At 32.8% G+C, this 13,535-nt stretch carries 12 protein-coding genes and 1 pseudogene; 4 read left to right on the top strand and 9 right to left on the bottom strand.

Going from position 1 to position 13,535, the window contains the following annotated elements; genetic code table 11:
* Nucleotides 1–7 precede the first annotated feature (7 nt).
* From eno to GZ212_RS03340, 4 genes are all read left to right on the top strand, one after another.
* Nucleotides 8–1,297 (top strand): phosphopyruvate hydratase, encoded by a 1,290-nt coding sequence (eno, locus tag GZ212_RS03355; protein WP_166957326.1) that lies wholly within the window; start codon nt 8–10, stop codon nt 1,295–1,297.
* A gap of 114 nt (nt 1,298–1,411) precedes the next feature.
* Complete coding sequence (locus GZ212_RS03350) at nt 1,412–3,841, top strand: T9SS type A sorting domain-containing protein (RefSeq protein WP_166957324.1); 2,430 nt, start codon at nt 1,412–1,414, stop codon at nt 3,839–3,841.
* Nucleotides 3,842–4,038: 197 nt separating this feature from the next.
* Nucleotides 4,039–5,325 (top strand): citrate synthase, encoded by a 1,287-nt coding sequence (locus tag GZ212_RS03345; RefSeq protein ID WP_166957322.1) that lies wholly within the window; start codon nt 4,039–4,041, stop codon nt 5,323–5,325.
* 66 nt (nt 5,326–5,391) lie between these two features.
* Nucleotides 5,392–6,306, top strand: a complete 915-nt coding sequence (locus GZ212_RS03340) for a dimethylarginine dimethylaminohydrolase family protein (RefSeq protein WP_166957320.1) — start codon at nt 5,392–5,394, stop codon at nt 6,304–6,306.
* On the opposite strand, the gene GZ212_RS03335 is transcribed toward GZ212_RS03340, so the two are convergent.
* The 9 genes and pseudogenes from GZ212_RS03335 to GZ212_RS03295 form a co-directional block, all read right to left on the bottom strand.
* Nucleotides 6,303–6,833, bottom strand: coding sequence for a YceI family protein (locus GZ212_RS03335; RefSeq protein WP_166957318.1), 531 nt, complete (start codon nt 6,831–6,833; stop codon nt 6,303–6,305). The genes GZ212_RS03340 and GZ212_RS03335 overlap by 4 nt on opposite strands.
* A gap of 89 nt (nt 6,834–6,922) precedes the next feature.
* Nucleotides 6,923–7,147, bottom strand: a pseudogene (locus GZ212_RS03330) (lysine--tRNA ligase); the annotation flags it as partial.
* Between the two features lie 116 nt (nt 7,148–7,263).
* Nucleotides 7,264–7,911: a hypothetical protein gene (locus tag GZ212_RS03325; protein WP_166957316.1), complete on the bottom strand. Its 648-nt coding sequence runs from the start codon at nt 7,909–7,911 to the stop codon at nt 7,264–7,266.
* Between the two features lie 164 nt (nt 7,912–8,075).
* Nucleotides 8,076–8,822, bottom strand: a complete 747-nt coding sequence (locus tag GZ212_RS03320; protein ID WP_166957314.1) for a hypothetical protein — start codon at nt 8,820–8,822, stop codon at nt 8,076–8,078.
* 39 nt (nt 8,823–8,861) lie between these two features.
* Entirely contained in the window at nt 8,862–9,437 is a 576-nt protein-coding gene (locus GZ212_RS03315; protein WP_166957312.1) for a hypothetical protein, read from the bottom strand.
* Between the two features lie 4 nt (nt 9,438–9,441).
* The gene (locus GZ212_RS03310) at nt 9,442–10,146 is read right to left on the bottom strand and encodes a hypothetical protein (RefSeq protein WP_166957310.1); all 705 of its coding nucleotides are present in this window, start codon (nt 10,144–10,146) and stop codon (nt 9,442–9,444) included.
* A gap of 211 nt (nt 10,147–10,357) precedes the next feature.
* Nucleotides 10,358–11,953 carry a hypothetical protein gene (locus tag GZ212_RS03305; protein WP_166957308.1) on the bottom strand — a complete coding sequence of 532 codons (1,596 nt, stop codon included), beginning with the start codon at nt 11,951–11,953 and terminating at the stop codon, nt 10,358–10,360.
* A gap of 254 nt (nt 11,954–12,207) precedes the next feature.
* Nucleotides 12,208–13,047: a phage/plasmid replication protein gene (locus GZ212_RS03300; protein ID WP_166957306.1), complete on the bottom strand. Its 840-nt coding sequence runs from the start codon at nt 13,045–13,047 to the stop codon at nt 12,208–12,210.
* A gap of 163 nt (nt 13,048–13,210) precedes the next feature.
* Nucleotides 13,211–13,522: a helix-turn-helix domain-containing protein gene (locus GZ212_RS03295; protein ID WP_166957304.1), complete on the bottom strand. Its 312-nt coding sequence runs from the start codon at nt 13,520–13,522 to the stop codon at nt 13,211–13,213.
* Between the last annotated feature and the right edge of the window lie 13 nt (nt 13,523–13,535).

Below are 13,535 nucleotides of genomic sequence, written 5' to 3'. Positions count from 1 at the left end.
GAACATTATGAGCATGATAACCAATATTCACGCGAGACAGATTTTAGATTCCCGTGGAAACCCTACTGTTGAAGTAGATGTGATAACTGAAAATGGTATTTTAGGTAGAGCTGCGGTGCCTTCGGGAGCATCAACAGGTGAACACGAAGCGGTAGAGCTAAGAGATGGTGGGAATACCTACATGGGAAAAGGAGTATCTAAGGCAGTTGAAAATGTTAACACAGTACTTGCTCAAGAATTATTAGGTGTTTCAGTTTTTGAACAAAACCTAATTGATAGAATGATGATAGAATTGGATGGAACGCCTAATAAATCGAAATTAGGAGCCAATGCTATTTTAGGAGTTTCTTTGGCAGTGGCTAAAGCTGCTGCTAACGAATTGGGAATGCCATTGTATCGTTATGTTGGAGGAGTGTCTGCAAATACACTTCCCGTTCCAATGATGAATATTATCAACGGAGGTTCTCACAGTGATGCGCCTATTGCATTCCAAGAATTCATGATTATGCCTGTTAAAGCGAAAAACTTTACACATGCGATGCAAATGGGTACTGAAATCTTCCATAACTTGAAAAAAGTATTACACGATAGAAATTTAAGTACAGCTGTTGGGGATGAAGGAGGATTTGCTCCTACCTTGGACGGAACAGAAGATGCTATCGAAACGATTGCTAAAGCAGTTGAAAATGCAGGATATAAATTTGGCGAAGAAATTAAAATTGCTTTAGACTGTGCTTCTGCTGAATTCTATGAAGATGGTGTTTACAACTATGCTAAATTTGAAGGAGAAACTGGTGTCACCAGAACAAGTAAAGAACAAGCTGAATATTTAGCTGAATTGGTTTCTAAATACCCAATTATCTCTATCGAAGATGGTATGGATGAAAACGATTGGGAAGGATGGAGTTACTTAACTGAGTTGGTAGGTGATAAAGTACAGTTGGTAGGAGACGATTTATTCGTAACTAACGTAGAGCGTTTATCAAGAGGAATCGAAAACGGAATTGCAAACTCAATCCTTATCAAAGTAAACCAAATTGGTTCTTTAACTGAAACTATTGCAGCTGTTAATATGGCTAAAAATGCTGGTTATACTTCTGTTATGTCACACCGTTCTGGTGAAACAGAAGACAACACAATTGCTGATTTAGCTGTGGCTTTAAATTGTGGTCAAATTAAAACAGGATCTGCGTCTCGTAGTGATCGTATGGCCAAGTACAACCAATTGTTGAGAATTGAAGAAGAGTTGGGTGATGTAGCCTATTTTCCTCAGGAAAAAGCATTTAAGGTGAAGTAAACTCATTTACATACAACACGGAAAAAAGGCCTACAATGCAAATTGTAGGCCTTTTTTTATTAACTTAAAGGAATTCTTTTATAAAAAATGCTTTTCTATGTAAAATAACCAATCATGAAACATACATATTTGTTATTCGTTCTCTTCTCCCTAAGCGTTCAATCACAAATAATCAACTTTCCAGACCAGACCTTTAAAGATCAGTTGCTAGCATCTTCACCATCTAATCAAATAGCTAAAAATCTTTCCGGAAGCTGGTTTCAAATAGATGCCAATAGTGATGGTGAAATCCAGGAATCGGAAGCGTTGGAAGTGTCTTATATCTCCGTTTCAGGCTACACAACAGAAGTTAATAATTCAATCCTTAATGATATCACCGGAATTGAATATTTTACCAATTTAACACATCTTATATGCTCCCCTCACGAAATCAATTATGTTGATTTAAGCCAAAATACATCTTTAACATATTTAGATTTTTCTGAACCGCTTTCAAGTACGTTGAATTGGTATTCCTTGGTTGAGATTGATTTATCTGTTTGTCCCAACCTGGAATATTTAAATTTAAATGGGAATTATTTACAAGCTATTGATTTAAGTCAAAATAGTAATCTAACAGTATTAGGTATAAACTACAATGATTTAACCGTTTTAGACATTTCCTCAACTCTTGTTGAAAATGTATGGATAGACGGCAATAATTCTCCATTGTCATTTGTAGGTAATGAGTCCTTACTTAGTTTTGGAGCTGAAACCACTACTCAATTTTTGGAACTTGATTTTTCAGCCTCACAGAGTTTGCAAACTATTCATGTTTATAGTGGTCAAATTGAGGATTTAATTTTAGGAAATCATCCTAACTTAATTACAATGGTGCTAAGTTTACATCCTAATTTTGTCAATTTAGATACAATTGAAATTTCTAATCTTGAAAATATTACTATTTATGGGGGAGGGATAACTCTATTGGATTTGAGTGCTAATAATCAACTTCAAACAGTTTACATTCAATCCGAATCTTTAGAAACTATAAATATTAAAAACGGTAGCTGGGAAGAGTCAATCTACATTAATAACTCTCCTTGGGATTATTCAAATTTGGCTTTTATATGTGCAGATGATTTTCAAGTACAGGAGCTATCGGATATTTTTGGTGATGAAGTGGTAGTTCATCCTTACTGCAGTTTCACACCTGGCGGAAATTATAACACAACCACTGGTCAAGTTGTATTTGATTTAAACAATGACGGATGCCAAACTGGAACTGGAACGGTTTCTAATGTCCTGATACATGTGGAGTCAGATGGAATGGAAGAGGTAAGTTATGTGAATTCTGGAGGTGCATATTGGTATTATTCCCAGGAAGGTACTTTTGTCCTTACACCCTCCATAGAACATCCAGAATGGTTCACTATCACTCCAGAAAATGCTTTTATTGTATTTGAAGACAATCTTAATAATACTACCACTCAAGATTTCTGTATTTCAGCTCTAGGGACTCACCAAGATTTAGAGGTAGTATTGACTCCAATAGGTAATGCCCAACCGGGTTTTGATGCCGATTATGAATTGATCTATAAAAACAACGGCAATCAAGTGACCTCTGGACAAGTCAGTTTAAATTTTGATGCCTCCCTGATGGAGTTGGTATCGGTATCGCAGGAACAAGATGTTTTCAACAGTGGGGAATTGATATGGGATTTTGAGGATTTATTGCCTTTTGAGTCGAGAAGTACTTATGTTACTTTTAACTTAAATGCCCCTACAGAAACACCTCCTCTAAATATTGATGATGTTCTTACATTTTCGGTTGAAATTGTTGGAGTCCAAGAAGATGAAAACCCTGATAACAATAGCTTTCAATTGAACCAAACGGTGGTAGGAGCCTTTGATCCCAACGAAAAGGTTTGTTTGGAGGGGGATATAGCCCCAATAGAAAAAATAGGCGACTATTTGCATTACACCATCAACTTTGAAAATACAGGAAATGCCGCCGCTACCTTTGTGGTTATAAAGGATGTGCTCAATGAAAGTGAATACAATTTAAATTCTTTACAGATTCTGTCTGCTTCCCACTCTATGGAAACAAGGATGGAAGGAAGTTTATTGGAGTTTTATTTTGACAATATCGATTTAGGTCCCGAAGAGCAGGGACATGTGACCTATAAAATAAAGACCTTGGAAAGTTTGGAGGTAGGTGACACTGTGAGCAATTCGGCAGAGATTTATTTTGATTACAACCTTCCTATAGAAACCAATGAGGCCATCACCAGTTTTGAGAGTCTCTCATTAATCGAGAATACAGCCCAAGAAAGAAGTATCAAAATTTTTCCGAATCCAACAAATGGGGTTGTTGAAATTGCTTCTTCATCATTGCCTGTAAAATCGTTGGAGGTTTTGGATATAAAGGGTCGACGTCTTAGTATAGCAGAGTACAATGAAATGCATGTTCAATTAGATTTGGGATCTTATAAAAATGGCATGTATTTAATAAAGATTCAAACAGTTAATGGATTTCATTTTGCTAAGGTTATTAAGAATTAAATTTAAATAATGGACGCTTAATCTTTTGACTGAATGCGGGTTATTATTTTCTTAATAACTGCCTATTTTTTTGTATCAATTTTAATGATATCTTAATTAACAAAACCTTTACTAACTTTCTTCTTAAATAGTCAGATATTTCGTAAATTTGAGCCTGCTGAAAAAATTAATTTACACTTTAAAATAATAATATAAAAATGTCAGATAAAGCTACAATAGAAATTGATGGTGAAAAATATGATTTTCCTCTTATAGTTGGTACTGAAAATGAAGTTGCCATAGATATCAAAGCACTCCGATCTATTACTGGTGGAGCCATTACAATTGATCCAGGATTTAAAAATACAGGTTCATGCGAAAGTGCTATCACTTTTTTGGATGGAGAAAAAGGAATTCTAAGATATAGGGGATATGCCATTGAGGAACTAGCTGAAAAAGCTGACTTTTTAGAAGTTGCTTATCTTTTGATTTTTGGAGAACTTCCTACCAAAGAACAAAATGAAAAATTTCATGCAGACATCAAAGCGGAAGCTGTTGTCGATGAAGATGTAAAGAAAATTATAGACGCTTTCCCTAAGTCGGCACACCCTATGGGAGTTATTGCATCTTTAACAAGTGCGTTAACTGCTTTTAACCCATCTTCTGTGAATGTGAATTCAGAAGAAGACATGTACAGAGCTATCGTTAAAATATTGGGTAAATTCCCTGTATTGGTAGCTTGGACGATGCGTAAAAAACAAGGTTTACCTCTAAATTACGGAAGTGATTCAATAGGTTACGTAGAAAACATCTTAAAAATGATGTTTGAAAAACCTAATCATACCTACGAACAGAACCCTATCTTAGTTAATGCTTTAGATAAGTTATTAATCTTACACGCAGATCATGAGCAAAACTGTTCAACATCAACCGTAAGAATCGTAGGATCTTCTCATGCAGGTTTGTTTGCTTCTTTATCAGCTGGGATTTCTGCGCTTTGGGGACCATTACATGGTGGAGCCAATCAAGCTGTTCTTGAAATGTTGGAGGGTATCAAACAAGATGGAGGTGATACTAAAAAATATATGGCCAAGGCTAAGGATAAAGACGATCCATTCCGTTTAATGGGATTCGGACACCGTGTTTACAAAAATTTTGATCCAAGAGCCAAAATTATTAAGAAAGCAGCTGATGAAGTATTAGGAGACCTAGGTGTGACAGATCCAGTTTTGGATATTGCTAAAGGATTGGCAGATGAAGCATTAAGTGATGACTATTTCGTACAACGTAAATTGTATCCAAACGTAGATTTCTACTCGGGTATTATTTATAGAGCCATGGGAATCCCAGTAGAAATGTTCACTGTGATGTTCGCTTTAGGCCGTTTACCGGGTTGGATTGCTCAATGGAGAGAAATGAGACTTCGCAAAGAGCCAATTGGACGTCCTAGACAAGTTTACATTGGTGAAACTCATAGACCGTTTGTAAACCTAGAAGATAGATAAACTTTTTAAAATGTTAATAATGAAAGCTTCATAAGCAACTATGAAGCTTTTTTTGTATTCTTATTTATGCTACAATTAAACGTAAAGAACGAAACATCTAGATTAAGAGCTGTTGTCTTAGGTACCGCTGTAAGCAATGGTCCTACACCAACAGTGGATGAGGCTTATGATCCTAAGTCCTTAGAACATATTTTGGCAGGAACCTATCCATTAGAGAAAGATATGGTCAGGGAAATGGAAGCCGTAGCCAAGGTATTTGAAAAATATGATGTACAAGTTTTTAGACCACACTTAATAGAAGATTGTAATCAAATTTTTGCACGAGACATTGCCTTTGTCATCGATGATTATTTTATAAAAGCCAATATTTTACCTGATAGGGAAAAGGAATTGGATGCGATTCAATATGTCGTTGATCAAATAGACCCCCAAAAAGTAATCAGACCACCAGAAGAAGTGCATATTGAAGGAGGGGATGTTATGTTGTGGAATGACCATATTTTTGTTGGTACTTATAAAGGAAGCGACTACCCGAATTACATAACGGCCAGAACTAATATGCAAGGGGTTCAGTTCATTAAAGATATGTTTCCTAACAAAAAAGTGAAAGAATTTGATTTAGTAAAATCTAAAATTGAGCCGAGAGATAATGCGCTTCATTTAGATTGTTGCTTTCAACCTGTAGGAAAAAATAAGGGAATCATCTATAAAAGCGGTTTTAGAGAAGAAAGCGATTATATGTATTTGGTTGATTTGTTTGGAAAGGAAAACCTATTTCATATTACAAGGGAGGAAATGTACCACATGAACAGTAATATTTTTTCAATAGCTGATGATGTTGTGATTTCCGAACAAAATTTCACAAGGTTAAATACATGGTTGAAATCAAATGGATTTACAGTCGAAGAGGTGCCCTATGCTGAAATTGCTAAGCAGGAAGGTTTATTACGCTGTAGTACAATGCCACTAATTAGGGACTAATTCACCTGGCATATAATGGTGACTTCGGCTTCTTCACCAACTTTAAAAGTGCCGATATCTTCACCAATCTTATAGTCAAAGCGGTTAACAGTAAAGCTGCCTTCAAAGGTGTTATTTTTGAAGCCAAAGGGGATTGTTACAGTTTTGGTAACACCATGAATGGTTAAATCTCCTGTGGTTTCAAAGCCATCTTTTGTTTTGGATACCGATTTTGAATTGAAGCAAATAGATGGGTAGGTTTCTACTTCAAAAAAGTCTGGACTTTTTAAATGAGTATCACGTTTATTATTATCTGTGTCAATACTTGCTGCTTCGATGCAAATATCAAATTTGGAAGTATTTAATTGAGTAGGATCAAATTTAAAATCACCTTTCATTCCTGAAAAAGTTCCTTTTACGGTGAAAAGGCCTCCACCTTTAATCTTAAATTCCACTTTAGACTTTTGGTTATTAATGGACTGTTGAGCTTGGATATTTATTGAAAATACCATGGTTAAAACACACAGGACTAATCGGATCTTTTTCATATTGTTGATGTTACGGTTTACTTAAAATTAAAAAAAAAGGAACCACATTTACGTAGTTCCTTTCTTATATTTTAGTTAAAGTTTTGTGTTTAAGCCATTTCCACAAACAAACCTTCATCAGTTTTGTTCACTTTGGCAATACCATTTTTAGTAAGACCTTTGATGGTTTTATCCCACTTTTTATTGCTCAACCCAGACTGTGTTTTTAACTGGTTCAAATCAATAGGACTTTGTCCTTTCAAAATGTTGTACACCCCTTTTTCATCCTCGGTCATTTCTGGAGCCTTTTTCTCTGGTTTCATTTGCGGGAAGAATGAATCGAGTTTTCTGAAATACTAGTAAACATAGGGTTTAACCGAGGTGCAATATTGTTGTCTGACATTTTCGTGACACTAGACTGAGATTTATCTGCTTTAATCTGCTATTTCCTCTATTCAGGTAAATTAAAATATTTTTTGGTTTTTGAAATAAAGTCATTCCTATTCCTTCCTATTTTTAAATCTGATAAATAGAACTCCCCACTACCAATTAACCAAAAGACTCTATCTATTTCAAAAGCATCAGTTTTATTTTCTTTTGCAATTTCATCTATTAGTTTTAAAGTTTGATAATCCTGTTGCAAACTATTCTTTGAATCTATAAGATTTAATTCCTTAAATATCTCTTTTAAATGGACATCAGGTTTGCCAAAATTTAGATAACCTATTTCTTTTAGAAAATCACAAGCTAATGGAAACCCTATTCCTCTAATTTCAATGCTTATTAAAAGAGGTAGAGCTGGTTTTGCTTTTTCATCTTTAGCAAAGAAATCAGCCCATTCATAAAAGGACTGAGCACTATCAAATTGATTTAAAAAATGGGCTGAATCAATTACAGAATTACAAAATAAAGGCCATATACTTTTAGGTGTCTTTCTTATTTGTCCTTTGGGGTTTAATATCTCTATTATGCTGTCTAATAGCAACTCTGAATCGGACTTATTATATATAAGAGAAACTTCTTTAGGATTAAAATTGAAAAGGACTTTATCTAAATTATCGATGCCTCCAATTGATTCACCGATTATTTTAGGGCTCATTTGTTTGTTCTGTGCTGTACTGCACAAACGCTTGTAAACCGAGTTTAGATCGTCTGGCTTATTGAACTCTGGGGAGAAGTGACGTTTTAATAATTCTTCTGTGACACCTTCTTTTTCTAATAAATAGTTATAGGCAAATTGATATAACTGTTTGTGATTCATATTTAAATATTTACGTACATAATAGGATTGGAGTTTCCTTTTTTGAAATAATGTTCTACAGATTTATACTTGTATTTATCCGTTATTTCTCTAGGAGCTATTTCGCCAACAAATTCAAATCTACCTTTGGTTTTCAATAATATCTCCTCTTCTGGATTTCTTACGTTTTCTGTGGTTTCAGCCTGATACCATTTATCTATCTTATAGACTTCTTGAATAATGCCCTGATATACAGCAAAGGCATACTTTGCTTTTTCAGCCCTAGTAAGGCTCACTTTCCAAAATCCTCTTGTAAAATCATATAATTCTCTCTCAGACATTGAATACCTAAACGCTTTACTTATTCGTATTAACAGACTAGGCTCATTGACATCTATTTGCTTTCGTTCGTATAAGGATTTTATTTGATTAATCGACATTCTACCGAATGAAGCACTTTGATAACCTTTATTGATATTTTTAAGGTTATTAATGTTCAAAAGGTCTATTATAGAAGATTCAACCCTTAAAGCCATTTCTTCACTTTCTAAACCGTGTATAAGGATTTCAATGTTTGGCTCTAATCCACTTTGCCTGAGGTATGAGATATATTTTACTTTTTCACTTTCCTTGATTTCATCTAAATGTGAAAAGGCTCTATTGCCTTTTCCTTTACCAACATAAAATACTTCGTTTGTAATAGGATGGGAGTAGAGGTAAACGTAGTATTTTAAATCATTAAAAATGAATTTGGGAAATTTGCTGTTCATTAACTTCTAACAATGATTTATTACTCCAATATATAAAAACTAGTCCACTAATTTTTGTTCAGTTAGTTTTATATCCCATTTCTTGTTTCCAAGGTAACTAGCATATCCAGTAAATATCGAAGGGTTGTTATAACCATTATTACAATCAAACTCACAATAGACTCTTACCCTGAAAATTTGGTTGCCTAGATAAGTGACATAATCCGCCCTATAATTGCCCTGAGCCGTTACCTGACACCCAGGTAGGTCTTTTGGTATATAATATCTTAAAAATTGTTTTGTGTTTTTAAATGCCTCCTTTCTCCAATAGTCATTATATTCAAAATCATTGTCTAGGGGTTCTGAATTGGATTTATTATTGGATAAAGGTACTTGATTATTGTCTTTATTTTTAATCCTCATCGGGCTATAGTCATAAGTGATTGAGGTATCTCCCTCTTTCATTTGTTTTAATCGGTTGACCTTTTTAGCCCATTCCTCTTTGTCTTTGATTTCAATAATTGAATTGTTTGATTTTTCTTTAGGTTTTAGAAGCTGATGAGGCGTTTTTTCTTTGCAACCAAAACTAAGGATAACTAGGATAATGAATGTGATTTTTGATATAAGTTTCTTCATGTTATTAATCTTTGATTGCTTCTTTTACTGTCCATAACCTTAAATTAGTTCCTTTTGCTCTAATCTTTACAGCACCCCATTTAGATTCTTCTAAATAGACTTCTATCCCTTCCGGTACTTCTGCATAGAAACCTTCATTATAAAGTTGGTTAAGTACATCTTGTTCTCCTTGATTTGCTAATTTTAGAATTTGCTTTAGGTCTTCGTACCTTGTAGTACCATAGTATCCTTGTTTCGTGATATAGATGCCAGCTTTGGAACCATTCTCTGAGAAATATGAAGATATTAAAAGAGTGAAAATAAGAATACCTGTAATAATTAATCCCCATTTGGTTGAACTACTTGCTGTAGTACGATTGTCTTCTTTTAGGCTTCTTTTGCTTTCTAAGGTATCTATGAATTTAGATTCTTGTTGAGAAACTCTGATATTAGGGTTTTGGAAAAGAGTAGTGTAGAATTTTTTTATTGTCTTTTTAGCCCCAGTTTGCCAAATATCATCGGTATGTGAAAAGGTGGTTATTTCCGTTAATTCACCATGTGAGATTATGTGAGTTTCACAGTGTACGGTTTGAAGACCAAACCGAGTTGACCACACTATATGTCTCGAATCTTCATAAGAAACATTTCCAAAGGTTTTCCCTATGAGGTTTTTTACAATCTTTTTAGTTTCATCTTTAGGTGTATCAACTAGAACACTTTCTTGAATCATAAATATTAGCGTTTAACCTCCTTATAATTACTTGATTGAAGGTTTATAAAAATATTAGATTTTGATAACTCTGAAAAGGAAACAGTCTGTTTAATCAGGGCACCTTTATCACGTGCGTAAAAACTTATGGTAGTAAGAGGGGCTCTTAGTATCCTAATAAAAAGAAAACTTAAAAAATTAATGGGGGACAAAATTTTAACTTTATAAAAAATTATTTACTCTTATCTCTTAAAGCCCTTATATATTCAAAGATAGGAATGTCAAATCCCATCATTAACATTGCATTATCGAATGATAATGATTTTTCAATTATAGGTACAGAATATGAAATATTTAATTCTAGGTCGTTAAAAAAACTAACACCAGTACCAACACCAGCAATTGCGAAATTAAAATTATCTTGAGACTTTAAATCAACTACATTATATATAACTCCAGAACCATAAAACGATATATAAATATCATTAATTAAAGGGTCTTTTGGAGGAGAAACCCATCTTCTGTATGTTCCTTTATATAAATACCAGTCCATTGGTTTTTGTGAACGGGTATAATCAAAATCAAATAACATAAATTTGATTCCCAATTTTTCACTAACAAATGCGATATCAGTTATATCATCAGAGTTGTCATTATTTGGAATAGAAGTGTTGGTGCCAGTAAATAAGCCATAATTTAGCCCTATTGTAAAAAATGGTTTGACCCCTATTTTATGCTTTTTCAAGTTAGTTAAACTTTTGTCGTAAAACTCTTCTTCTAAAGAAATGATAATTGATTCAATATCAATCTTGAATGTATTAAAAACCACATCTGGATTATTTATATTGAATTCATAAATCACATATTTAGAGATAATTTCCCCTATACGAGCTAAAAAACTATTTTCCCCAATATCATCTTTAAAACCTTGTAAAGAAAAAGCAAAGAGACCAAAAAGCTTTTGAATGTACGAATTATCCAAATCCTTTAAACTGTTGATGTTAAATTGACCATCATTAATTAAAGAAGATGTCATGTCATATATTTCATTTCCTTTAATAGCATATGTGTTAAGTTTATTTACGAACTCATTCAATTCTGATTTAATTGATTGCCTTCTTTCGTCAGGTATGCTATTAGAGTAGTCAATTGAGAAACCAGATTTAAATCTGTACTCGATTGATTTTTTTAAAAATAACCCATTTGATGTAAAAAGATTAATCTCCTTATCTACTAATATTTCAAATAATTCATCAACTATGAAATTGAATTCAATCTCCAAACTTGACTTAATTTTAGAAACTTGCATTATTTGATTATTATCTGCATTAGATTTAAAATCGACACCGCACTTATTAATATATCCAATCTTATCAATTTTTTCATTTAAGGAATTAAAAGTAGTGTCAGAAAAAACGAACTTACCTGTAGATTTATCCGGAATAAAACCGTACGTTCCGAATAAATCTACATACGCTTTCTTTTGATCTGAAGGATCGTTATTAAGATGGTAATCAATAAAATAATTTGCTAGAACATAATTGATTGAATAATTAGATATCTCTGTTATTAAAGACTTGGTCATAACAGTTTTGTTTTTTTCTGTTGATAGAATTTCAACTAAATTATACATTGTATTATAGGTAGTATAATTTGTTGTTTTAATATTTTTAACAACTAAATTTTTTAAGACTCTTTGCTTAATTTCTTCTTGTTTTTGTTGTACTAACTCTGATATTAGTTCTACATCAGGGTCTAATTTTTGTGAAAAGACATTTACGGAAACAAGTAATAGTAATAAACTAATGGTGAATTTTAAGGTTTTCATAGTTGGTTGATTAGTGATTAAAGATTGTAAGTTAATTCTTTCTCTGTGAAAATCAAATTTTTTTATTGTTAATAAGTTATTAATCAGATTTGTAGTGGAATGCCAAAGTCCAATATTCAAATTTTTCGCAAACAAAATTTGTATAAGATTTGAGTATAGAATGTCTTTTTAAAAAGCGATTCATTTTTTTTATGTCTGTGTCAAAATGATTTTTCGACATCCTTATTTTAAAAACTTGTATCTGTATGTTTTGGTTATTTTTTTCCATTTTCGAATAGTTTTAGTTTAATAGATTCAATTTTATCGTCTAATTCATCGATTAAGTGCTTGTCTAGTGCATTTTCTCTTGCCTCTATTGTAATATCTTTAACGGTTTTTCTCATTCTACTACGTTTTACCTTATCGTTCGTCTGATTGAACTCTAATTGGGATATTTTATTCAATATTCTTTCATAACCAATTCGCTCCAAACCGTGATAGGATAGGTATTTATAAATTCCATTGTGGTGCTTGAACAAGAATTCAGGGTCTGAGCCCAAAGGAACCTTAATAACCTTCTTATATCCATTATGCCAGTACTCAACTAGTTTATGCTGAATAGAATTTCGAAGAAGATGCTTCACTTTAAACTTCCTTAAACGAAATCTTTCTTTAAGGTTCTTTTTAAGTTGTAATTCGTATCTCAGGATGTTTTTGTTTCTTAAATAAGTTAAATCTACCGTTGAAGTATACCTTAAGCCTTTCTTCATTTCCTTTAGCTTGTCGTAGAAAATAAAACTACGGGAGTTTATAACTGTGTAGAAAGTAACAGATTCATCATATCTCATAGTTTTTAATCTTGGAAAAGCCAAAAGACAAGAAATGTATTCATTAACTGGATAGTTAACTTCGATATTCATACCAAAATCAACCCTAGTCAGTTTTGCTTCATTCATATCAACACCTAGGTTATCTGAAAGCATTTGTATAGCATTTTTGAAATCATTCCAATCAAGATGTCTTAGATTATTTCCAAAATAAAACTTGGGCAGAGAGCCATTGAATGAAAGCTTTTTAGGGTTTTCATTGAGGTCATAACTAATAGTAATTATCATATTCAAAAGGCTAAAATTTCTTGTAATTGAATTTTGCTTTATTGTTTTAGTTGAATCTTTTGTTAACTCTTTGAAATAGCCTTTGTCGTAACCCTTAAGCATGATATAGCCTTTAATTGTATCAACCATATAGTTATCATTATATGTTAATTGGAGTAACTTATTATAATTTTGAATTTAACTTTAGATTTAAGATTCTATCTGCTATAATAGTATCCATTTCATCCTCACTTTCAATTCGGTTTTTCATTACGAATTTTTCTAAATCCCTACGACGAATGAATATGAGTTTACCAGTTGGTTTAGAGTAGGGAATCTGTTTAGAGGATACTAGTTTTTGGATTTGTGAATAGGAGATACCCAGTACTATAGAAGCTTCTTTAAGCGTGTAGATTCTTTTTCTAAAAAGGGTACTATTTTTCACCTCTTTTCGGAGAGATTTAATCTCTTTGAGTAATAATGAAGTTTTTGCCATAATGTTTTTTATT

Origin of the sequence: Mangrovimonas sp. CR14 (assembly GCF_011764015.1) — a bacterium.
Lineage (GTDB): Bacteria > Bacteroidota > Bacteroidia > Flavobacteriales > Flavobacteriaceae > Mangrovimonas > Mangrovimonas futianensis.
The sequence above is the reverse complement of the archived record's forward strand: the minus strand, read 5'-3'. Positions and strand labels throughout refer to the sequence as shown.